The sequence below is a fragment of the Streptomyces sp. NPDC005775 genome (assembly GCF_042871565.1).
Taxonomy (GTDB): Bacteria; Actinomycetota; Actinomycetes; order Streptomycetales; family Streptomycetaceae; genus Streptomyces.
The window spans coordinates 239,111-258,914 of the sequence record NZ_JBIAIU010000007.1 but is presented as its reverse complement, the minus strand read 5'-3'; the positions used below and the strand labels follow the sequence as shown (position 1 = coordinate 258,914).

Here is a 19,804-nt window from a genome sequence, read left to right as displayed (position 1 = left end):
TGCCCCCCTGGCGGCCGTGGCTGTGGCACTCTGGAGACGACCGCCCCACCGGGCTCCCCCGTACCGGTGGGGCGGTTCTGTGCCCGCGTTCACCCCGGCCCGCCGAGGCGGCGAAGACGCGCCCGCTCGCCCCATTGACGCCGCGTCAACTGATCAACTTCCGTTTGTGTGCATGGGAGCTTTCCGACGGGGCAGGCGTCAACACCTCAGGGTCTATCACCAGGGAGCGTGACGAAATGACGACGCACACTGCGCGGACTGCCGGTGCGGAGCGAGCGGAGAGTGCACGGTCGGTACCGGCCGACAACGGAGGAGCCGCGACGGCGGTCGTCGGACAGGGCGAGTTCACAGGGACCGGGCCGGCACCCGGTGACCTCGGTGAGCTGCCCTGGATCGAGAACGCGGGCAAGGTGGCACCCACCGACGCGCGGGAGCTGTCCCGGCTGTTCTTCGACCGGCTCCAGACCCTGGAGGAGGGGACGCGTGCCCACCAGTACGCGCGGAACACCCTCATCGAGATGAACCTCTCCCTCGTGCGCTTCGCCGCCGGCCGGTTCAGGAACCGGGGCAGCGGCGACATGGAGGACATCATCCAGGTCGGCACCATCGGGCTGATCAAGGCCATCGACCGGTTCGACCTCTCCCGCGAAGTCGAGTTCACCTCCTTCGCGGTTCCGTACATCACCGGAGAGATCAAACGATTCTTCCGTGACACCAGCTGGGCGGTCCATGTTCCGCGCCGGCTTCAGGAGTTGCGGGTCGACATCGCCAAGACCAAGGAGACCCTGGCGGCCGAACTCGACCGCGACCCCACCGTTCCCGAGCTCGCCGAGCAGCTGGGCCTGAGCGAGGGAGAGGTTACCGAGGGCATCGTGGCGGCCAACGGATACACCGCGGGTTCGCTGGACATGCCCGCCGCCACGACCGACTCGGGCCAGCACAGCACGGCGGGGCGTACGTTCGCCGATGTGCTGGGCAGCCCCGACCCGGCCATGGAGACGATCGAGAATCTCCACACGCTCGCACCGTTGCTGGAAAATCTGGACGAGCGTGAACGTCGCATCATCGACATGCGGTTCGGACAGGAGATGACGCAGTCGCAGATCGGCGCGGAGCTCGGCATCTCGCAGATGCACGTCTCCAGGCTGATCAGCCGGATCCTGCACAGGCTCCGTGACGGGATGTTCGTCGAGGAGTGAGCGGAGCGAAGGGGCTCCCGGCCACAGTGGCCGGGAGCCCCTTCGCCGTGTCCGCTCCCGCTCCGTAGATGGTCCGAGGCGGCGGGCGGCGCGCGCCCCGTATCAGTCGCGGTCCTTCTCCTCGGGCCGGCCGGCGTAGTAGGTGGCGATCATGTCCTCGCCGCCGTGCCCGGCTGCCTCGGCGCGTTCGAAGCGGGCGGCCGACGCCTGCGTCAGGTCCAGCCGTACGCCCGCGTGCCCGGCGGCTTCGAGGATGAGCCGGGTGTCCTTGAGGGCCGTGGACAAGGCGAAACTCGGGGTGAGGTCGCCGGACAGGACGGCGGCGGACTTGCCCTGCAGATAGGCGGTGTCGAGCGGCCCGCCCTTCATGACGTCGAGGAACGTCCGCGGGTCCACACCGAGTCCCTCGGCGAGGTTCAGGCACTCCGCGACGCCGCCGACCATGTTGATCACCCAGGCGTTGACCACGAGTTTGAGCCGCGAGGCGGCTCCCGGTTCCTCCGCCACCCAGACGGTGCGCTGCCCGATCGCGTCGAGCACGGGTCCGGTCGCCGCGCGGGCGGCGGACGGTCCTGAGACGAGGACGGTCAGCGCGCCCTGTTCCGCGGGCTGCCTGGTGCCGGAGACCGGGGCGTCGAGGTAGACGAGGCCGAGGTCCACGGCTCGCTGGGCCAGTTCGGCGGTGGCATCGGGCCCGACGGTGGAGCTCTGCAGGAGGATCTGGCCCCGGTGCACCCCGTCGGACGCGGCGGTGAGCGCGGCGGCGACAGCGGTGCTGTCGTTGAGCGCCGTGAGGATGACGTCGGCGCCGCGGACGGCTTCGGCCGCGGTGTCCGCGACGGTGGCGCCGTCGGCGGCGAGCGGTGTCGCCTTCTCGTGTGTGCGGTTCCAGACGCGGACGTCGAGACCGGCCCTGAGCAGGCTCCGGGCCATGCCCGAACCCATGATTCCGGTGCCGAGCACGGCGACGGCCGGCCGCTGCGGCACTGCGTCGGCTGCTTGGGTCATGAGGGCTTTTCCCTTCGTCGGCCACGAAGACTGTCTCTCGCGGCGTTTCGGATGGTCAGCTTTGCCGCAGCGCGCCTTCGAGGACCGCAGCGTGCACGGCCCTGGCGAGTCGCGCGCCCCAGCGCGACCGGGGCCCCGCGAACGGCTCGCCCGCACCTGCCTCCGGCGCGGGAGCGGCGATGCAGACGGAGTCGGTGGGGGTGCCGGAACAGTCGAGCCCGGCGTCCAGGAGTGCCTGCACCTTGGCCTCGGTGGCGGTGGCGACGGCGTTGACGAGTGCGGCGTCGGTGAGGGGCACGGGCAGTGTGACGACGATGTTGACCGTTCCCGGCTGCTGCGGTCCCCGCGTCCCCTCGGCTGCCGCCGCCGCCCATCCGCGTACTCCGAGACCGCATGTGGCGGTCGCGGTGACGCCCTCGTCGGTGGCGAGCGTGTACGCGGTGACGTCAGCGGCCGTCATCAGTCCGGCGCCGGGCCCGCCGAGGTGTTCGGCACCGGCTATCTCGGCGAGGTGACGGTCCGGGTCCATGCGCGGATAGCCGCCGGGCACCTGGGCGTTGAGGATCCACTCGCGCAGGCCGATGCCGCCGCCGAGTACCGCGCTGCTGCACACCCGCCACCCGGGCCCCAGCCGCCACACGAGGTGGTGCAGCTCCAGGCCGTCCTCGCGCCGCGCCAGCAGTTCACCGCGCTGTTCGGGCAGCCGGATGCGTACGGAACGGATGAGGTACCCCCGGTGGTGCGGCAGGACGGTGGTCGGCGTGGGTCCCGTCGATCATAAGGGCCGGGCAGGGCCACCCCGGAAAGGCCCTGTCCGTGGCCGCGGGGCTCAGACCTCGCCGCGGGCCATGGAGAGCAGCCGGTCCAGTACGGCGGCGTCGGCCCGGACGCCGTCGTGGGCGTAGGCGTCGGTGACCCAGGTCCGCAGTCCGCGTACGGCACCGGCGGTGAGCAGGGCGTGTTCCCGGTCCACGCACATGTCGTCGTGGTAGACGGCGGCGACGACGCGGACCTCGTTGGCGGAGAGCCGGTCCAGGTCGTGGAGGGCCGGCCAGTCGGTACGGGCGGCGAGCGCCTCGGCGGTGCCGCGCAGCGGGACGAGAGCGGGGTCCTCCTCGAACTGCCAGGGGCAGACCATCTCGCCGGTGAAGCGGAGCGGGCCGCCGGCGGTGGCGTCGAAGGCGGGGAACTCCCGGCGGATCCGGTGAGCCGACCAGTCGGTGGGGCGGCCGCCCTGGGCGTAGATCGGCTCGTGGAGCACCGCGTACAGGGGCCGTTCGGCGAACGACACGGCCGTGTCGACACCTCGCAGGAAGGTATCGGTGAGCTCGGGCCCCGCTGCCCCGGCGTGGAGCGCGGGTTCAACCGCCGAGGGCGGCGGTGATGTCCGCTCCGGCGCGTACCAGCGTCACTAGGCTGTCGGCGGCCCGGTCCACCCGGTGGGAGGGGCCGATGACGGTGAGCGAGGCGGGGACCCCGTCTCCCTGGAAGACGGGGGCGGAGACCGCCGTCACGGCTTCGTCGTATTCGCCGTGACTGATGCAGTACCCGTCGGCACGCACCTGCGCATAGCAGGTGAGCAGCGCGTCGAGGTCGGTGATGGTGCTGTCGTCGAAGCGCGTCAGTCCGGTGGCGCCGAGCATCTGCCGGATCTCACGTTCGGGGGTGGTACGCGAAGATGGCGTGCCCGGAAGCCCCGGCGTGACCAAGCATGACGGCGCCGATGATCGCCGTGTAGCGGACGGGTCCGGTGCCGTCGACCGCGGCCTCGCAGCGGTGGCTGCCGCCGTGCGGGACGTTGAGGACGACGCTCTCGCCGGTCTCACGGAGCAGTCGGGCGAGCACCGGCCGGGGGATCGAGGACAGCACTCCGCTGTGCTCGCTGACCCGGGCCAGTCGCGACAGAGCCGGACCCGGCCGGTAGCGGCGGCTGTTTTCGTCGCAGAGCAGGAAGCCGCGCGCGCTCAAGGTGGTGAGCAGACGCTGCACGACCGCCTTGTCCCAGCCGTGGTGCCGGGCCAGTTCGCCGACGCCCCACTAGGGGCGCTGCTCGGTGAAGGTGAGCAGCACGACCAGGGCCCTGTCGACGGTCTGCAGCACACCGGGGGCCGGCTGTCCGGCGGTGGCCGGGGTGGTGGTGTCCGTGCCGTGCTCAGCCATGCGGCCGGGCCTCCTTCATCCGCGTCGTACGCCTTGGTGCGGAAATCGCAACGGCGTTGCCATTTCTGGCGAAAGGGCGCGGGCGCTCCCAGCGGGTGTCAAGGGTTTCCCGGATATTCGCCCCACGGCGGGAACGGCCTGTTCAGGGGCATGGCAGGCGGGGCGCCGTCCGTGCGGTGCGGCCGTGTCGGGCGGATGGGGAACCTGCCGTTGCGGGTGGCCTCGCGTCCGGGCCATTCCGTTCTCCCGCCGGGGAAGGCGGCCCGGGGGCCTCCACCGCCCCGTTCACTCGATTGGCCTAACCGGGCCGATGGCCCCGCATCAGCGTCGTACGGGGCCTGTGCCGACGTGGGGCGGGCACGGCACCCGGCCTCCGGCGGCCGGGCGGTTGCAGCGCCCATCCGGGTGAGGCGCGATGGAATCCGGACGCGCCTCCCCTGCTGGACCCACCTACAGGACGCGCCCGGGCGAGGAGGAATCAGACATGGGAGCCGCTGACGGTTTCACGGATTCCGGAGAGCTCGACGGCCTGACGGTGTACGACACCGAGGGCGAGAAGATCGGCAACGTCGGGCGGGTGTATGTCGACGACACCACCGGCCGACCGGACTGGATCACGGTCAAGACCGGCCTGTTCGGCATGAAGGAGAGTTTCGTGCCTCTCGCCGGAGCCCGTCGCGTGGGCTCCGACCTGCACATCTCGCACCCGAAGGACCGGGTCAAGGAAGCGCCCCGGGTGGACGCGGACGCGCATCTGTCCGTCTCCGAGGAGGAAGAGCTCTACCGGCACTACGGCCTGACCCGGACCACGAAGGCCAATATCGGCGACCGCGCCGGAGCCGGCGGCACCAAGGGCGCCGACGCACCGACCACGGCCGGCACGGGCACCATGGGCGCGGCCGGAGCCGGAGCCGCGGCCGGGGCCGGAGCGGCAGCCGGGGCCGGCGCCGCGGGCACGGGCCGGACGGCCTCCGGGACCTCGGCCGGCATGGCCGGTACGGGCGCCGGGACCGGCAAGCACCGCGACACCGAAACCTCGGGCACGGCCCGTCCGCTGGTCGGAGCCGGTGCGGGCGCCGAACGCTCCAGCGCCGACCTGGGCGGCAAGGAGGAGATCATCCGCTCCGAGGAGCAGCTCCACGTGGGCACCGAGGAGTTCGAGAGCGGCAAGGCCCGCCTCCACAAGTACGTCGTCACCGAGAACGTCACCAGGACCGTGCCCGTGACGCACGAAGAGGTGCGCGTGGTCCGCGAACCGCTCGCGCCGGGCGACAGGGCGGCCCGGTCCGACATCACCGAGCAGGACGTGGAGGTCACCCTCCACGCCGAGCGCGCGACGATGCGCAAGGAGACCGTGCCGGTCGAACGGGTACGGATGGAGACGAAGAAGGTGACCGAGCAGAAGGAAGTCTCCGCCGAACTACGTAAGGAGCAGATCGACTACGCGGACGGCACCACCAAGAGCGGCAAGGACATGGGTGGCAAGGACATGGGCGGCGAATCCGGCCGGGGACGGCGCCGCTGACCCGCGGCACACCCCTGCGGACGGCCGTACCGCACAGGAGAGGGGCGGGCCCCGCACCGGGGCCCGCCCCTCTCGGCTCGCAACGGCCCGGCGTCCGCAGGGGTGTCAGGGGCGCCCCGGACAGAAGCGCACCGAAGGCCGCCCCTCGGGACCGTCCGGTGTCACGACGGCGCGCACCCGGTAGACATCGGCGATGAGCGCCTCGGTGATCACCTCGGCGGGGGTGCCGCCCGCGACGACGCGTCCCTCGTCCATCACCACGATCCGGTCGCAGAACATCGCGGCCAGGTTGAGGTCGTGCAGGGCGACGACGGCGGTCAGGGGCAACGAGGCGACCAGCGACAGCAGTTCGAGCTGGTGCTGGATGTCCAGGTGATTGGTCGGTTCGTCCAGCAGGAGTTCCCGCGGCTGCTGGGCGAGCGCCCGGGCGATCTGGACGCGCTGGCGCTCGCCGCCCGAGAGCGTGTGCCAGGACTGGTCGCGGCGTGCGGCGAGACCGGTCCGTTCCAGGGCCCCGTGCACCGCCTCCTCGTCCATCGCCGTCGGCGCCGACCAGGCGCGGCGGTGCGGGATGCGGCCCAGGCGTACGACGTCCACGACGCTCAGCTCGACCTGCGTGACGGCGTGCTGGTCGACCATCGCGACGCGCCTGGCGACGGTGCGGCGGCCGACGGCGACGAGCGGATCGTCGTCGAGGGTGACCGTTCCGGCGTCCGGGGCCAGGACTCCGGCCAGTATCCGCAGCAGGGTGGACTTCCCGGAGCCGTTCGGGCCGATCAGCCCGATGGTCGCGCCGGGCGGTGGAGCGAGGGAGACCCCGTCCAGGATGAGGCGGCCGCCCGCCTCCCGGCTGACCCGCTCGGCCCGCAGCCCCCCGGGGGCGGTCCGGGTCATGGGGTCCGCCGGGTGCGGTAGAGGACCAGCACGAAGGCGGGGACCCCGATCAGCGCGGTGACGACTCCCACCGGAACCTCCTGCGGGTCGAGTACGGTCCGGGCGAGGGTGTCGACCCACACCAGGAAAACGGCCCCGGCCAGTGCGGTGACCGGCAGCAGCCTGCGGTGCCCGGAGCCGGAGAGCGCACGGGCCGCGTGCGGCAGGACCAGACCGACGAAGCCGATGGCACCGGCCGAACTGACGAGGGCGGCCGTCAGCAGCGCGGTCGTGCACAGCAGGACGATGCGGGTACGGCCGACGTGGACACCGAGGGTGGCCGCCGCGTCCTGGCCGAAGGCGAAGGCATCGAGCGTACGGGCATGGCCGAGGCAGATCAGCAACGTCACGACGAGCACGGCGGAGCAGATCCACACATCGCTCCAGCCGACGCCGCCGAGCGAGCCCAGCAGCCAGAACAGCACCCCGCGGGTCTGCTCGGCGTCGGCGGCGGTCATCACGACGAAGGAGGTGAGCGCGGAGAAGAGCTGCATGGCCGCGACCCCGGACAGGACGACCCGGTCGGTACTGCCGCCGAGGGTATGGCTGAGCAGCATGACGAGGGCGAAGGAGCACAGCGCCCCGATGAACGCCCCCGCCGAGAGGGAGACCGCTCCCCCGCCGACGCCGAGGACGACCACCACCACCGCACCGGTCGAGGCCCCGGAGGAGACCCCGAGGACGAACGGGTCGGCGAGCGGGTTGCGCAGCAGCGACTGCATGACGGTGCCGCAGACGGCGAGCCCGGCACCGCAGACCGCAGCGAGCAGGGTGCGCGGCATGCGCAGGTTCCAGATGATGCCGTCCCGGATCGGGCTGAGCCGGGACTCACCGGCACCGAAGTGGGCGGCCACCGTGGACCAGACGTCGGCGACGGAGATCCGGGCGGGGCCGATGGTGACGGCGAGGGCGATGGACAGGGCGAGCAGCAGCACGCCCCCGGCCCACAGGAGTCCGCCCCGGATGCCCCGGACACCCCGGATGCCCCTGACACCCCGTATACCTCGGATGCCGGACCGGGCGTCCACACCCGCGTCCTCGCGCGGCGCCGCGGCCTGTTCGGTGTCCGTCACCCCGCGAGTCCGAAGGTGCGCAGACCGGCGGCGACGCGCTCCACGCCCTCGACGGTCCGGATGGTGGGGTTCATGGCCTGGCCGCTGAGCAGCACGTAGCGCTTGTGCCGGACGGCGTCCATGTTCTTCGTGACGGGGTCGGACTCCAGGAAGGCGATCTTCTTCGCGGCGCTCTCGGCGGTCTGCGACTTGCGGGTCAGATCGCCGATGACCAGCACGTCCGGGTTGCGGTCGGCGACGGTCTCCCAGTTGATCTGCGGCCATTCCTCGTGGGTGTCGTCGAAGGCGTTCCGCGCCCCGAGTTCCCGGGTGATGATGCCGGGCGCTCCGCAGCAGCCGGCCAGGTACGGGGCCTCGGAGTTGGCGAACCAGTACATGAGGGAGGCTCCGGAGGCGTCCATGCCCCCGGTCGCCTTCCGTATGCGGGCGCGCAGCACGGCGACGAGCTTCTCGCCGCGCTCGGGGACACCGAACACCTTCGCCATCTCGCGCACTTCGGTGTAGACGCTGTCCATGGTCAGGGCGCCGGTGCGGACGCCGTCGCCGTCCTTGCTGTTGTCCTTGGCGGTGCAGTCGGCGGGCGAGACGTAGGTGGGGACGCCGAGCCTCTCGAACTGCTCGCGGGGAGCGACACCACCCTTGGCGAGGGTCGACTCGAAGGAGGCGCTGACGAAGTCGGGCTCCTGATCCAGGACCTTCTCCGACGAGGGGCGGTTGTCGGAGATCCTCGGGACGCCGGCGTTGGCCTTCTCCAGGCCCTTCAGTACCGGGTCGGTCCAGGTGGCGGTGGCGGCGATCCGGTCGGCGAGGCCGAGCGACAGCAGGATCTCGGCCGATCCCTGGTCGACCGGGACGGCACGTCGGGGAGCCGCTTCCACGGTGACGGTCCGCCCGCAGTTCTTCAGTGTGACCGGATAGCCGTCGGCTGCCGTCGGTTCGGCGGTGGTGCTGTCCCTGCCGCCGCCGCAGGCCGTCAGCAGGAGCAGGGCGGCGGTGAGCAGGGCGGCGTTGCGGGCGCGGCCGGTTATGGGCGGCACGGAGTACCTCGGCGTCTCTGGGCCCATGCGCGGGACCCGGTGTACGGAGTTCCGCGGCCCGGTACCGGACCACGGGTGCCAGCAGGTCTTCGGACTCGGGTTCATGCGGACGGGACGCCTTCCCGGGAAACCGTGCGTCTCCCAGTGGCCGTGGCCCCGCCCGTCCCCCTCACCGCTGCGCGTCAGTTCCGGATTCGCACCGGATTCCCTGACCCCTACGTGGAGTTCGACTGGCTCGGGCACGCTACCACGAGCCTCCGCGCAGCTCAGCGGCGGTACGCGGCGGTGGAGCGGCCGGGGGGGGGGGGCCCCCCCCCCCCCCCCCCCCCGGGGGCCCGCCGCCCCCCCCCCCCCGCCCCCCCCCCCCCGCCCCCCCCCCCCCCCCCCCGGGGGGGCGCGCCCCCCCCCCCCCCCGCCCGGGCGGGCGGGGGGGGCCCCCCCCCCGGGGGGGGGGGGGGGGGGGGGGGGGGGGGGGGGCGGGGGGGGGGGCCCCCCCCCCCCCCCCCGGGCGCCGGGGAGTCCGGACGACCCCCGCCCCGGTCACCCCTTGCGGCGAACCGATTCGCCACCGTCGGTGGGCGGCCCCTGACACCACCGTGAGAGCGCGGCGGCTGTGCCCCAGAAGGCCGGCAGGACGACACGGAGGCCCAGGCGCTGGGCCGCGTCCGCCGCCCGGCGCGGCACAGCGGCTGCCCGGCGCGGTGCACCCGTCATCGCGCGCCCCCCGCGGGTTCCCGGTCCGCGGCAGTGTGCCAGGAGGCGCCCGGGTCGTCGTACGCGTCGGTGTAGTGGGCTCCGGCGATGGGCCAGTCGGCGAGCAGTTCCCCGGGCAGCGCGAAGGACGCGGCCAGTTCCGGGAGGTGGCGGCTCACCGCGGCGACGAGCTGCTCGGTGGCATCGGTCAGCCCGTCGACCTGACCGGCGGTCAGGTGACCGGCGGCGAGCAGGTCTCCGCTGTTGTGCGCGACCCAGCGCAGCGCGAACAGCCGGGCCAGATCACCCAGCCGCTCGCGGGCCGCACCGCCGGGCAGGGTCGCGAGCGCCTTCTCGTACGCGTGGGCCGCCTGCCGGTACGCATGGGCCTCGACTCCGCGCAGCGCGGGGCCGGATGCCGCGTTCCACCGCTCCAGCGGGCCGCCGTGCGGCACCTGCGCCATCCGTGCGGCCGCCCGGTCGAACCAGATCCGCTCCACCTGGTCCAGGAGCCGGCCGAGGAACGGGAGGTCGGTGAGGTCGCCGCTCGGGGGGCCGTCGGCCCGCTCCTCCTGCGGGGCCCGTGCCGCGTCGAGGAGCAGTCCGGCGGCCGCCCGGGAGTGGATGGCCAGATTGTCACCCTCCGCGGTGATGGCGCCCTCGATCCCGGTGACGAGTTCGGTCATGCCGTTGTTCTCCAGCAGCCCCTGTGCGCCGCACCGTTCGCGGCACTCGACGATCACGGAGCGGGCCTGCCAGGTGATCCAGCCCTTCGCGATGTCGACCAGCCGCTCGGCCGGCTCACGCTCCGCGGGCGGCCGTGCGGCGGCCTTCTCCCACCGGTCGAGGACGTGGCGGTGCAGCAGGCTCATCGCGAAGACGGTGGCCATGGCCTCGGCGAGGGGGCCGTGGTGGCTGCGGTGGTCGATCACCGGCACCGGCGGGGCCGAGCGGCCCCCCGAGACGAAGCGGTGGCCTCCGTAGCGGACGGCGACGGCCAGCGTGGCGCGGGCGGAGCCCACCGCACTGGCGCTCATGCAGATACGGCCCGTGGTGACCCGTCCGATCGAGGCGAGGAAACGGCGCCTGCGCCCCTCGGTCTCGCTGCGGAACACCCCGTCGTCGCCGACCCGCCCCTGCGCGCCGCCGAGCAATGCCCCCCGGCCCACGAAGACCTGGTCGAAGGAGGTCAGACAGTGGTCGACCGGACTGCCCATCCGTGCCGGAAGCCGGCGCACCCGGATGCCGGGCAGGGCCCGGGACGCGTCCGTGAGCGGCACCAGCAGCAGGAAGACCCCCTGGTCGGCGCCGTCGACGATCAGCCGGGCGGCGACGAGTCCCGACTTGGGGCCGCCCGCGGGGCTGGTGTTGGGCATGAACTTCTGCGCACCGGCGTGCGGGGTGTGCAGCACGAACCCGTCCCGGCCGGGGTCGTAGGTGGCGGTCGTCTCCACGGCTGCCGCGTCGTTGCCGTGCGCCACCTCCGTACAGAGGAAGGTGCCGATGCGTCGCAGCCGGAGGAAGTCCGACAGATCACGGGGACCGTCCGCGTCATGGTCCAGCAGGCTGCCGAGGAAGAGGTTGTAGTGAATGCCCGCGACCGTGGCGAGCGCCGGGTCCACCGGGGCGAGCCACTCGTGCAGGGCGGCCATGGCACGGGGGTCGGCGGCCGGGCGGGCGGCGCTGTCCAGTGCGTTGTTGAGCGTGCGCAGCCGTGCGTGGGCCAGGGCGAGGCGCTCGTCGGGGGTGGGCCCGGGAGGCGGCCAGAGCGGCCGGCGGAACGGCTCGGTAGCCACGAGCCGTCGCCAGAAGCCGTGCTCGCGGCGGGCGTCCGGGCCGAGGAGCACGGCGCTGAGCGGACCGGCGACCGGCCCGGTTCCGGCTTCCGAGTGATCGGCACTGTCGAAAATGGTGTTCATAAAAGCGGGAACGATCAGGATTCGTCCAGGACACCCCCAGGATGCGGCGTCCCGGCGATCTCCCTCTCCCGGCGAGGCGCGCCACCGCCACCGCGCCACCGGTGCCCGTCACCCGTATGCAGCAATCCGCCGCGCTGCGCGGGCGGACAGGACATCCCCTTGGGTCATGGAACGGCACCCCGATGAACCAACGGCAGCCGACGAGCAGGCCGAACTGGAAGCCCTGCGTGCCCGGGTGGAGCAACTGGAGACCCGCGGCCCGGCCCACTCCCGGCCGCGCCTGCGCTCGTTCTTCGCCGTCCTGCTGATCCTGGTGGCGGCCGTGCTCACCCCGCTGAGCATCCTGTCGAGCTGGGCGAGCGACGTCGCCGGGGACACGGACCGCTATGTGGACACGATGGAGCCGCTGGCCTCGGACCCCGATGTGCAGGCGGCGGTGACCAATCGTGTCACCGCCGTCGTCATGACCCATCTGAACATCGACGCACTGCTGGCGGACGTGGCGCCCGCCGACCGCCCGGTCGTCGACAAGGCGCTCGGGAAGCTCGGCGACCCGCTCACCGCGGGCGTCACCGACTTCGTGCACGGCACGGTGGAGCGTTTCGTCACCAGCGACGCCTTCGAGCGGGTGTGGAGCAACCTCAACAGGCAGGCCCACGCCTCCGTCGTGAAGGCCCTGACCGGTGAGGGCGGCGGCGCGGTGAAGCTGAGCGGCGACACCGTCACCCTGGACCTCGCCCCGGTCATCGACCGGGTGAAACAGCGCCTCGTGGAACGCGGCCTGAAGGTCGCCGAAAGGATTCCCGAGATCCACACCGACTTCACGCTCCTGACCTCGGACTCGGTGGGCAAGGCGAAGAAGGGGTTCCGGGCGCTCGAACTCCTCGGCTTCTGGCTTCCCGTGTTCACGCTGGTGGTGGCGGCAGGCGGGGTGCTGCTCGCGGTACGCCGCCGGCGGGCGCTGGTCACCGCCGCGCTGGCCGTGGCGGTGGGTGCCGCGCTGCTCGGTCTCGGGCTGTGGGCGGGGCGCGCGTTCTATCTCGACAGTCTTCCCCCGGACGTCTCGCAGCCGGCGGCGGCGGCGGTGTTCGACACGCTGGCCGGATATCTGCGCGCCGGCATCCGGCTGGTGGTGACCGTCGGCGTGGTGGTGGCGCTCGCGGCCTGGCTCACGGGCCGGGGCCGCGCGGCGAGACGGGTGACGGCGATGTGGAGCGGCGGCATCGGGGCCGTGCGGGACGCGGCCGGTGTCACCGGAGGTCCGGTCGGCAGGTGGGTGCACCGGGCGCGGCGGCCGCTGAACTGGACGGTGGTCGTGGTGGCCGTCGCGGTGCTGCTGGCGTGGGACCGGCCGACGGGTCTGGTCACCGTGTGGATCGCGCTGTGCGCCCTGTTCGTGCTGGCCGTCGTCGAGTTCCTCGATGACGACAGCACGCCGCATCTGGTGGCGACGGGGTAGTCCGGGCGCGCGGGCAGGCTTGTAATGCCCGGGTAACGGACGGTGGGTACAACGGTGCCGTGCCGGTGACAGCTGGGCGGTGAGGGATGGGCAGCATCTCCGGAGCCACCGTTCCAGCAGTTCGTCGTCGGCGCGATGGCGGTGCCGCCGTCCCTGTGGGGGGAGACGGCGGCACCGTCGCTTTCACCTCCGGCCGAGCGCCTCGCGCAGTTCCGCCGGGTCGGGCGGGCTGGCACCTGCGCGGGCGACCGTGACGGCCGCCGAAGCCGATGCGTGACGCAGGACGTCCTTCGCGGTCGCCCGGTCCAGTGCCCGCAGCCGCTCCCGGCCGGCCGGCCCGAGCAGGCCGTGTGCGGCGAGCGCGTGCAGGGTGCCGGACATGAAGGCGTCCCCCGCCCCCACCGTGTCGACGACCTCGGCGGGCAACGCGTCCACCGTCAGCGGCCCCGCGCGCAGGACCGCGAACGCTCCGTCACCACCCCGGGTGACGAGGACGACGGCGGGCCCGGTGGCGAGCCACCGCTCGGCCGCCTTCACCGGCTCCACGCCCGGATACAGCCACTCCAGGTCCTCGTCGCTCGCCTTCACCACATCGCTGAGTGCCACACAGCGCTCGGCCTTGCGCACGGCGGCCTCGTGGTCCCCCATCAGCTCCGGTCGCACGTTGGGGTCGTAGCTGACCGTTGCGGCGGCGCGCAGTGATTCGACGGCGGCGACGACCGCCGCCGCGCCGGGTTCCGTGACCGCCGCGATCGATCCCGTGTGGACATGCGCCGGGGGCCGCTCCAGGGAGACGGGACCGAGCGTCCAGGTGATGTCGAAGGCGTACGAGGCCCGCCCGGCGCCGTCCAGGTTCACGACGGCGGAGGGAGTGGGCGCGGTGGAGCCGTCCGTTCGGACCTCGACACCGGCGCCGGTCAGGTGGGCACGGATCAGCCGCCCCTTCTCGTCCGCTCCGAGCTGGGTGAGCAGGGTCGTGTCGTGGCCGAGTCTGGCCAGGCCGTACGCGACGTTGGCCGGGCTGCCGCCCGGGTGGACCCGGTCGGCCGCGTCCGGCAGCCGGACGACGTCCGCGACGCATTCGCCGATGACCAGCAGGTCGAGTCTGTCGAGCATGAGGGGGTGTCTCCTGTTGTGCGAGGGCGTAGGCATCCTGGCAGACCACACCGCCTGCGCGCGTGCCGAGTCCTGCGCACGTGCCGCGTCACCGATCCTGCCGTGGGCGGCCCGGTCGGGGCCGGCAACCGGCCGCGCCCCGTCACGGAGCGGCCCCTCCCGAAGCCGTTCCGGCTAAGCCTCCAGCGCGTCGGCCACGAGAGCCAGGAATTGTGCGTGGGCCCGCGCGCTGCACACCGGCTCGGGGTTCCAGGGCACCACGCGCACCGAGCGCTCCACCGCCGCCCACGGACCGTCGGACCGGAGATCACCGAGGGCGGTGGCGTGGGCCCTGATGTCGGCGAGCACGACGGCCGGCCGCAGCGCGGCGGCCTGGGCCCAGCCGACCGTGGACCAGTTCGCCCCGGGGCCCTCGGCCGGTTCCACCAGGCCGACGCCCAGCTCGGTCAGCACCCGCAGCTCGGGCCACATCCGGGGTCGGGCAAGATGCGCCTGCTCCTGGCCCGCCGGTGACAGGGCGAGCACCCTCGCCCTGTCCGGACCCGAGGTGAGCGCGCGCACCCGGTCCCGGGCCGCGTCCAGCTCCCGGGTGGCCGCCGGGGGCTCCTCGGCCCCGAGCGACCGGGCCAGCTCGGCGAACCGGTCACCGATCTCCGCGAGGGTGCGTGCCTGCCCCACGTCGATGACGACGACCGGGACGTGCCCCTCCAGATGCTTGGCCGTCTCCGGATCGAGGCCGTAGACCTGGCCGCCGCCGTAGCTGACGGCCACCACGAGGTCCGGTTCACCGCTCAGCAGCGTGTCCGCGTCCAGCGTGGGGCCCGCCCCGGCGTACGGGATGCCGGCCGGCGGCAGCGAACCGGTCTTCGCCGCGTCCGGCACCGCGGGGTCGTCGTGGCCCGAGCCGAATATCCCGCTCGGGCGGATGCCGTGATCCCATAAGGTCGCGCCCGCCTGAACATAGGCGAGGACCCTCGTCGGCCGCCTCCCGGCAGTCGACACCTGACCACGGTCGTCGGAGAATTCCCACACGGTCCGCTCGCTCACGTCACACACCTCTCGCCACCGGCTGCCCGCCCCCCGGAGCGGTCTCGTCCGGGACTACCTGCCCAGCAAACCCGGGTGGCACCCATGGCACCGGTGACGGACCAGGGGGTGTCCGACACATGCCCTAGAGGTCGGCCGCCGTGGAGCGCACGAGGTAGGTGACGGGCCCGGGGTCCGGGACCTCGATCTCCGCGAAACCGAGCCGGTCGTAGAACGCCCTGGCCGGTGTGTTGGCCGTGAGCATGGACAGGTGCACGCCTTCGACCCCCTTGGCGTGCAGGGCCGCAAGGAAGGTGCGCATCAACTCCCTCCCGTACCCCTTGCGCTGCCACTCGGGCAGCAGGTCGATGTGCAAGTGGGCCGGGTGGCCGGTGAGTTCGGGCAGGACCATGCGCTCGGGGTTGTGCAGGAGTCCGATCATCTCGTCGCTGGGACTCAGAGGTGCCGCGTCCGGCCGCGGGTACCGGTCGTCGACGAGCGGCAGCCAGCGCTTGCGGAACTCCGTCACAAAGCGCGGGGTGTCGGCCGTTCCCAGGATGTAGCCGACCGCCCGGCCCGTGCCGTCGTCGACGACGAACGCCAGGTCGGGTTCGAGGAAGGCGTACGGTGCGGCGAAGATCGACGGCATCAGCTCCGGGTCCGGATATAGGTGCCGGGAGTCGCCGCCGTTGTCGGCCGTCCGTACACAGATGTCGGCGAGGGCCGCGCGGTCGTCGGTCCGATAGGCCCGCAGGCCGGGAAACGAGGTCATCGCGTCATCCTGCCGACTTTGGGAGCGCTCCCACAAGGTCGATGGGGAAGATTTCGTCGAACACGGCCGTGTTCCGTGTCGATCCGGGCGGCGGCCGTTCGTATAGAGGGTGAGAGGCCGGCACGGCGCCGGCCCCGTTCCGAGGAGGCACACCATGAAGCACTACCTGCTCAGCGTGGTCACACCGGCCGACGGCGTCCCGCCCGCCCCCGAGGAACTGGGCCGCATCATGCGGAGGGTCGAGGGCTTCCACCGGGAGCTCCAGGAGGCCGGGGCCTGGGTCTTCGACGGCGGACTGAGCGCGCCGGACACTGCCACCGTCGTGCGGGCGAAGGACGGCGACACCGTGCTCACCGACGGCCCGTACATCGAGGGCAAGGAGTACCTCGGCGGGCTCAGCATCATCAAGGCGCCCGATCTGGACGCCGCGCTGGTCTGGGGGCGCAAGGCCGCCCTGGCCATCGGACTGCCCATCGAGGTCAGGCCGTTCGAGGGCGAAGTGGAGGGCTGATGCCGGACCCGTCCGCCCCGGGGGACGGACCGGACGCCGCGGACGTGCCCGTTCCGGCGATCGAGCGGCTCTTCCGCGACGAGTACGGGCGCTGCGTGGCCGTGCTCGTCGGCACCTTCGGTGACATCGACATCGCCGAGGAGGCGGTCCAGGAGGCGTTCACCACCGCGCTCGACCGCTGGCCGGACGCCGGGGTACCGCCCGCACCGGCCGGCTGGATCATCACCACCGCCCGCAACCGGGCCGTCGACCGGCTGCGCCGGGAGGCCTCGCGGGCCAACCGGCACGCCCAGGCCGGGCTCCTGACCGCCCCGGGCGAACCGGCCGAGGAGGGCCCCGTGCAGGACGACCGGCTCCGCCTGATGTTCACCTGCTGCCACCCCGCGCTCTCCACGGCCGCCCAGGTCGCCCTGACCCTGCGCCTGCTGGGCGGCCTCACCACCGTCGAGCTGGCGCGCGCGTTCCTGGTTCCGGAGCCGACGATGGCGCAGCGGCTGGTACGGGCGAAGGCCAAGATCCGCGAGGCGCGGATCCCGTACCGGGTGCCGGCGGACTCCGATCTGCCCGAACGCGTCCGCTCGGTCCTGGCCGTGGTCTACCTCGTCTTCAACGAGGGGTACGCGGCCGGTTCGGGTGACCGGCTGGTGCGCGAGGACCTGTGCGCGGAGGCCGTCCGCCTCGGCCGGCTGCTGGTGGAGCTGATGCCCGGCGAACCGGAGGCGGTGGGGCTGCTGGCCCTCATGCTGCTCACCGAGTCGCGCCGCCCCGCACGCTCGGGGCCGAAGGGCGAACTGGTGCCGCTGGACGAGCAGGACCGAGGTGTGTGGGACCGCGGGCTGATCGCCGAGGGGCAGGATCTCGTCCGGCAGTGCCTGCGCAGGGGCCGCCCCGGCCCGTACCAGATCCAGGCCGCGGTGAACGCGGTGCACAGCGACGCGGCGGTCGCGGCGGACACCGACTGGCAGCAGGTCCTGCGGCTGTACGACCAGTTGCTGGCCGTGGCCCCTGATCCGGTGGTGGCGCTGAACCGTGCGGTGGCGGTGGCCGAGGTGGCGGGGCCGGGTCAGGCGCTCGCGCTCCTGGACGAACTTGAGCTCGACGGTTACTACGTGTTCCACGCCGTACGGGCCGATCTGCTGCGCAGGCTGGGCCGTGTGGCGGAGGCGGCCACCGCGTACGAGGCGGCCGCCGCGCTCACGGACAACAGGGCCGAGCAGGACTTCCTCCGGCACCGCCGCGACGCGCTGCCCGCAGGGTGACCGGTCCCTCAGTCGTTGACGGCCGTCAGCAGCACCACGGCGTCCTCCAGGGCGAGCAGCCCGTGCCGTTCCTGGGGGATCGGGTGGAGCTGCCCGGCGGCCAGCTCCACATCACCGGACTCGGCGGTGATCCGCACCGCGCCCCGCAGCACCTGGAGGGAGGCGGCGGGCGGGGCGTTGTGCTCGTCGAGGGCGCGCCCGGAGGCCAGTGCGATGACGGTCTGGCGCATCGGGTCCTCGTGGAGCAGGAGGTGGGCGCTGCGGCCGTGCGGGGAGGTGCGGGCTGCGGCCAGGTGTTCGTCGGCCAGGGCGTTCAGATCATTCGGTGCGTCCATATGCCCTACTGTGCCGCAGCCCCCGCTCCCCCGCGAACCTGCCGGACCCGGCCGTGCCGCGTGCGGCCGGGTCCTCCGAGACCGTGCGGTCAGGTGCGCAGCCAGACCGCGGTGTCGCGCGGCAGTCCCCCCGCAGGGTCGAGGGGGCCGCTGGCCAGCAGAATCCCGGTGTACGGGGGCAGCTCGGCGGCCTCGTCGGCCAGGTTGACGACGCAGACGAGGCCATCGGTCCGGGCGAAGGCGAGCACCCCGGGCGCCGTGTCGAGCCAGGTCAGTCTGCGTATTCCGGGCTCTCCTCCCGTCTCGAAGCCCGGTTCGCTGCGGCGCAGGCGCAGGGCCTCGCGGTACAGGCTGAGCATCGAGTCCGGATCGCCGCGCTGGAGGTCGGCGGCGTAGTCGGACCAGCCGTCCGGCTGTGGCAGCCAGGGCGCGGCGGTGGCGCCGAATCCGGCGTGCGGTTCCTTCGCCGCCCAGGGCAGCGGGACCCGGCAGCCGTCGCGTCCCGGGTCGGTGCCGCCCTTACGGAAGTGCATCGGGTCCTGGATGCGGTCCAACGGGATGTCGGCTTCCGGAAGGCCGAGTTCCTCCCCCTGGTAGAGGTAGGCCGCGCCGGGCAGGGCCAGTGACAGGAGGGCCGCGGCGCGGGCCCGGCGGGTGCCGAGGGCGAGATCGGTGGGGGTGCCGAAGGTCTTCGCGGCGAAGTCGAACCCGGTCTCCGCGCGCCCGTAGCGGGTGACGGTGCGGGTCACGTCGTGGTTGCACAGGACCCAGGTGGCCGGCGCGCCGACCGGGGCGTGTTCCGCGAGCGTGTCGTCGATCGCGGTCCGCAGCAGTGCGGAGTCCCACGGACAGGCGAGGAAGTTGAAGTTGAATGCGGTGTGCAGTTCGTCGGGGCGCAGGTAGCGGGCGAACCGCTCGGTGTCCGGGAGCCACACCTCGCCGACGAAGACGCCGTCGTACTCGTCGGCGATGGCCCGCCAGGAACGGTAGATGTCGTGCAGTTCGTCGCGGTCGACGAAGGGGTGCGGGTCGCTGCCCCGGACGAAGTCGGGCAGTGCGGGGTCCTTGGCGAGCAGGGCGGCCGAGTCGATCCGCACGCCCGAGACGCCGCGTTCGAACCAGAAGCGCAGGACGTCCTCGTGCTCGCGGCGGACCGCGGGGTGTGCCCAGTTGAGGTCGGGCTGCTGGGTGGCGAAGAGGTGGAGGTACCACTCGCCGTCGTCCAGCCGGGTCCAGGGTGTGCCGCCGAATTCGGAGACCCAGTCGTTGGGCGGGATCTCGCCGTCGGCACCCCGCCCGGTACGGAAGTGGAAGAGGTCGCGCTCGGGGCTGCCGGAGCCGGCTTCGAGGGCGGCACGGAACCAGGCGTGCTGGTCGGACACATGGTTGGGCACGATGTCGATGATGGTGCGGATGCCCAGGCCCCGGGCCTCGGCGATCAGTTTCTCGGCCTCGGCGAGGGTGCCGAACGCGGGGTCGATGGTGCGGTAGTCGGCCACGTCGTAGCCGCCGTCGGCGAGTGGTGAGAGGTACCAGGGGGTGAACCACAGTGCGTCCACGCCGAGTTCGACGAGGTAGGGCAGCTTGGCCCGGACCCCGGCGAGGTCGCCGGTGCCGTCACCGTCGCCATCGGCGAAGCTGCGTACGTAGATCTGGTAGATGGCGGCGTCCCGCCACCAGTTCGCGGTGGCCTCGGACGGACGGTTGGCTGCCACGTGACGTTCCTTTCGGGCAGGTGGGACTCCGCCGCCGGCCCGGCGAGCGGGGCAGGATGGGAGG

Annotated in this window: 19 protein-coding genes, 1 pseudogene and 1 riboswitch; of the genes and pseudogenes, 5 read left to right on the top strand and 15 right to left on the bottom strand. The window is 72.9% G+C overall.

Annotated features, from left to right (window positions below):
- Nucleotides 1-236 precede the first annotated feature (236 nt).
- A complete protein-coding gene (locus ACFYPA_RS18785; protein ID WP_359079366.1) occupies nucleotides 237-1,199 on the top strand; it encodes an RNA polymerase sigma factor SigF in 963 nt (320 codons plus the stop codon).
- A 102-nt stretch (nucleotides 1,200-1,301) separates the two neighbouring features.
- Here ACFYPA_RS18785 and ACFYPA_RS18780 read toward each other — a convergent pair whose 3' ends face one another.
- From ACFYPA_RS18780 to ACFYPA_RS18755, 6 genes and pseudogenes are all read right to left on the bottom strand, one after another.
- Nucleotides 1,302-2,207 carry an NAD(P)-dependent oxidoreductase gene (locus tag ACFYPA_RS18780; RefSeq protein ID WP_389132938.1) on the bottom strand — a complete coding sequence of 302 codons (906 nt, stop codon included), beginning with the start codon at nucleotides 2,205-2,207 and terminating at the stop codon, nucleotides 1,302-1,304.
- Nucleotides 2,208-2,262: 55 nt separating this feature from the next.
- Nucleotides 2,263-2,916, bottom strand: coding sequence for an adenosylcobinamide amidohydrolase (locus tag ACFYPA_RS18775; RefSeq protein WP_389133141.1), 654 nt, complete (start codon nucleotides 2,914-2,916; stop codon nucleotides 2,263-2,265).
- Between the two features lie 120 nt (nucleotides 2,917-3,036).
- Nucleotides 3,037-3,552 (bottom strand): annotated as a pseudogene (locus tag ACFYPA_RS18770) (alpha/beta hydrolase); the annotation flags it as partial.
- A 16-nt stretch (nucleotides 3,553-3,568) separates the two neighbouring features.
- Nucleotides 3,569-3,850, bottom strand: coding sequence for an IclR family transcriptional regulator C-terminal domain-containing protein (locus ACFYPA_RS18765; protein ID WP_389132935.1), 282 nt, complete (start codon nucleotides 3,848-3,850; stop codon nucleotides 3,569-3,571).
- Between the two features lie 10 nt (nucleotides 3,851-3,860).
- Nucleotides 3,861-4,196, bottom strand: coding sequence for a hypothetical protein (locus tag ACFYPA_RS18760; RefSeq protein WP_389132932.1), 336 nt, complete (start codon nucleotides 4,194-4,196; stop codon nucleotides 3,861-3,863).
- 48 nt (nucleotides 4,197-4,244) lie between these two features.
- Complete coding sequence (locus tag ACFYPA_RS18755) at nucleotides 4,245-4,367, bottom strand: hypothetical protein (protein WP_359316749.1); 123 nt, start codon at nucleotides 4,365-4,367, stop codon at nucleotides 4,245-4,247.
- A gap of 484 nt (nucleotides 4,368-4,851) precedes the next feature.
- On the opposite strand from ACFYPA_RS18755, the gene ACFYPA_RS18750 reads away from it, so the two are divergent.
- Nucleotides 4,852-5,892 carry a PRC and DUF2382 domain-containing protein gene (locus tag ACFYPA_RS18750; RefSeq protein ID WP_359079360.1) on the top strand — a complete coding sequence of 347 codons (1,041 nt, stop codon included), beginning with the start codon at nucleotides 4,852-4,854 and terminating at the stop codon, nucleotides 5,890-5,892.
- A 105-nt stretch (nucleotides 5,893-5,997) separates the two neighbouring features.
- On the opposite strand, the gene ACFYPA_RS18745 is transcribed toward ACFYPA_RS18750, so the two are convergent.
- The 4 genes from ACFYPA_RS18745 to ACFYPA_RS18730 all read right to left on the bottom strand — a co-directional run bounded on the left by ACFYPA_RS18745 (nucleotide 5,998) and on the right by ACFYPA_RS18730 (nucleotide 11,547).
- Nucleotides 5,998-6,786: an ABC transporter ATP-binding protein gene (locus ACFYPA_RS18745; RefSeq protein ID WP_389132929.1), complete on the bottom strand. Its 789-nt coding sequence runs from the start codon at nucleotides 6,784-6,786 to the stop codon at nucleotides 5,998-6,000.
- Nucleotides 6,783-7,826 (bottom strand): iron chelate uptake ABC transporter family permease subunit, encoded by a 1,044-nt coding sequence (locus ACFYPA_RS18740; RefSeq protein ID WP_359079826.1) that lies wholly within the window; start codon nucleotides 7,824-7,826, stop codon nucleotides 6,783-6,785. The genes ACFYPA_RS18745 and ACFYPA_RS18740 overlap by 4 nt, the downstream gene beginning before the upstream one ends.
- Before the next feature lie 68 nt (nucleotides 7,827-7,894).
- The gene (locus ACFYPA_RS18735; protein WP_359079356.1) at nucleotides 7,895-8,962 is read right to left on the bottom strand and encodes an ABC transporter substrate-binding protein; all 1,068 of its coding nucleotides are present in this window, start codon (nucleotides 8,960-8,962) and stop codon (nucleotides 7,895-7,897) included.
- 35 nt (nucleotides 8,963-8,997) lie between these two features.
- A riboswitch (cobalamin riboswitch) is annotated at nucleotides 8,998-9,185 on the bottom strand.
- Between the two features lie 460 nt (nucleotides 9,186-9,645).
- Complete coding sequence (locus ACFYPA_RS18730; protein ID WP_359316739.1) at nucleotides 9,646-11,547, bottom strand: acyl-CoA dehydrogenase; 1,902 nt, start codon at nucleotides 11,545-11,547, stop codon at nucleotides 9,646-9,648.
- Between the two features lie 166 nt (nucleotides 11,548-11,713).
- On the opposite strand from ACFYPA_RS18730, the gene ACFYPA_RS18725 reads away from it, so the two are divergent.
- Nucleotides 11,714-13,006 (top strand): hypothetical protein, encoded by a 1,293-nt coding sequence (locus tag ACFYPA_RS18725; protein WP_389132925.1) that lies wholly within the window; start codon nucleotides 11,714-11,716, stop codon nucleotides 13,004-13,006.
- A 183-nt stretch (nucleotides 13,007-13,189) separates the two neighbouring features.
- Here ACFYPA_RS18725 and ACFYPA_RS18720 read toward each other — a convergent pair whose 3' ends face one another.
- From ACFYPA_RS18720 to ACFYPA_RS18710, 3 genes are all read right to left on the bottom strand, one after another.
- Entirely contained in the window at nucleotides 13,190-14,122 is a 933-nt protein-coding gene (locus ACFYPA_RS18720; protein WP_389132922.1) for a carbohydrate kinase, read from the bottom strand.
- Nucleotides 14,123-14,296: 174 nt separating this feature from the next.
- On the bottom strand, nucleotides 14,297-15,169 hold the full coding sequence (locus ACFYPA_RS18715) for an ABC transporter substrate-binding protein (protein WP_359079350.1): 873 nt from the start codon (nucleotides 15,167-15,169) through the stop codon (nucleotides 14,297-14,299).
- A 124-nt stretch (nucleotides 15,170-15,293) separates the two neighbouring features.
- Nucleotides 15,294-15,920, bottom strand: a complete 627-nt coding sequence (locus ACFYPA_RS18710) for a GNAT family N-acetyltransferase (protein ID WP_389132919.1) — start codon at nucleotides 15,918-15,920, stop codon at nucleotides 15,294-15,296.
- A 154-nt stretch (nucleotides 15,921-16,074) separates the two neighbouring features.
- On the opposite strand from ACFYPA_RS18710, the gene ACFYPA_RS18705 reads away from it, so the two are divergent.
- Complete coding sequence (locus ACFYPA_RS18705; protein ID WP_389132916.1) at nucleotides 16,075-16,431, top strand: YciI family protein; 357 nt, start codon at nucleotides 16,075-16,077, stop codon at nucleotides 16,429-16,431.
- Nucleotides 16,431-17,690: an RNA polymerase sigma factor gene (locus ACFYPA_RS18700; protein WP_389132914.1), complete on the top strand. Its 1,260-nt coding sequence runs from the start codon at nucleotides 16,431-16,433 to the stop codon at nucleotides 17,688-17,690. The genes ACFYPA_RS18705 and ACFYPA_RS18700 overlap by 1 nt, the downstream gene beginning before the upstream one ends.
- Nucleotides 17,691-17,698: 8 nt before the next feature.
- Here ACFYPA_RS18700 and ACFYPA_RS18695 read toward each other — a convergent pair whose 3' ends face one another.
- Entirely contained in the window at nucleotides 17,699-18,025 is a 327-nt protein-coding gene (locus tag ACFYPA_RS18695) for a cupin (protein ID WP_359079343.1), read from the bottom strand.
- 89 nt (nucleotides 18,026-18,114) lie between these two features.
- On the bottom strand, nucleotides 18,115-19,740 hold the full coding sequence (locus ACFYPA_RS18690; RefSeq protein WP_389132912.1) for a glycoside hydrolase family 13 protein: 1,626 nt from the start codon (nucleotides 19,738-19,740) through the stop codon (nucleotides 18,115-18,117).
- Nucleotides 19,741-19,804 lie beyond the last annotated feature (64 nt).

Coding starts and splice junctions, on each gene's coding strand:
- ACFYPA_RS18730 (WP_359316739.1), bottom strand. CDS start 11,547: ATGAACACCATTTTCGACAGTGCCGATCACTCGGAAGCCGGAACCGGG.
- ACFYPA_RS18785 (WP_359079366.1), top strand. CDS start 237: ATGACGACGCACACTGCGCGGACTGCCGGTGCGGAGCGAGCGGAGAGT.
- ACFYPA_RS18750 (WP_359079360.1), top strand. CDS start 4,852: ATGGGAGCCGCTGACGGTTTCACGGATTCCGGAGAGCTCGACGGCCTG.
- ACFYPA_RS18695 (WP_359079343.1), bottom strand. CDS start 18,025: ATGGACGCACCGAATGATCTGAACGCCCTGGCCGACGAACACCTGGCC.
- ACFYPA_RS18725 (WP_389132925.1), top strand. CDS start 11,714: ATGGAACGGCACCCCGATGAACCAACGGCAGCCGACGAGCAGGCCGAA.
- ACFYPA_RS18735 (WP_359079356.1), bottom strand. CDS start 8,962: ATGGGCCCAGAGACGCCGAGGTACTCCGTGCCGCCCATAACCGGCCGC.
- ACFYPA_RS18705 (WP_389132916.1), top strand. CDS start 16,075: ATGAAGCACTACCTGCTCAGCGTGGTCACACCGGCCGACGGCGTCCCG.
- ACFYPA_RS18755 (WP_359316749.1), bottom strand. CDS start 4,367: ATGGCTGAGCACGGCACGGACACCACCACCCCGGCCACCGCCGGACAG.
- ACFYPA_RS18745 (WP_389132929.1), bottom strand. CDS start 6,786: ATGACCCGGACCGCCCCCGGGGGGCTGCGGGCCGAGCGGGTCAGCCGG.
- ACFYPA_RS18710 (WP_389132919.1), bottom strand. CDS start 15,920: ATGACCTCGTTTCCCGGCCTGCGGGCCTATCGGACCGACGACCGCGCG.
- ACFYPA_RS18700 (WP_389132914.1), top strand. CDS start 16,431: ATGCCGGACCCGTCCGCCCCGGGGGACGGACCGGACGCCGCGGACGTG.
- ACFYPA_RS18780 (WP_389132938.1), bottom strand. CDS start 2,207: ATGACCCAAGCAGCCGACGCAGTGCCGCAGCGGCCGGCCGTCGCCGTG.
- ACFYPA_RS18765 (WP_389132935.1), bottom strand. CDS start 3,850: ATGCTCGGCGCCACCGGACTGACGCGCTTCGACGACAGCACCATCACC.
- ACFYPA_RS18720 (WP_389132922.1), bottom strand. CDS start 14,122: ATGCTCGACAGACTCGACCTGCTGGTCATCGGCGAATGCGTCGCGGAC.